This is a genomic window from Achromobacter sp. GbtcB20, from assembly GCF_019091095.1.
Classification (GTDB): Bacteria; Pseudomonadota; Gammaproteobacteria; order Burkholderiales; family Burkholderiaceae_B; genus Achromobacter; species Achromobacter mucicolens.
In genome coordinates this window covers 1-543 of record NZ_JAGXJZ010000194.1, presented here as the reverse complement: position 1 = coordinate 543, position 543 = coordinate 1, and the positions used below count along the sequence as shown (strand labels likewise).

Below are 543 nucleotides of genomic sequence, written 5' to 3'. Positions count from 1 at the left end.
CTATGTCTGGGCCGAAAGCTACCTGATCGCTGCGGCCTTCACGACGCTCACCTTCCTGGTGCGCCTGCTGGTCCTGGTGCTCACGCTGCCGCTGATCCTCACGGCGGCAATCGTCGGCCTGATTGACGGCCTGGTGCGGCGGGATGTGCGCCGGTTCGGCGCGGGCCGCGAATCCGGCTTCATCTACCACCGCGCGTAGGCCAGCCTGATGCCGTTGGCCGTGCTGCCTTGGGTCACCTATCTCGCTCTGCCCATATCGGTGCATCCTCTGGTCATCCTGCTGCCCAGCGCGGCGTTGCTGGGGATGGCAGTCAGCCTGACCGCAGGCAGCTTCAAGAAGTACTTATGAGGTGACACGGGCGGCACGGCCCTGCAAAGCCGTGTGCCGTTCATCGGTTCTGCAGGGTATCAAGAGCAGCATCCAACGCCGTAACCGCCTCGACGACCGTTCTTACCGTCGCCCGATCAAACTCATGATCGCGCTGAGCGTCGTGCACACCGCTATTGAGGTAACCCCATTCAATACTCGTACCGCTGACATTG

General features: G+C 62.6%; 1 pseudogene. It reads left to right on the top strand.

What is annotated here, in order from left to right:
• A pseudogene (locus tag KVT32_RS28520) lies at nucleotides 1–349 on the top strand (TIGR03747 family integrating conjugative element membrane protein); the annotation flags it as partial.
• Nucleotides 350–543 lie beyond the last annotated feature (194 nt).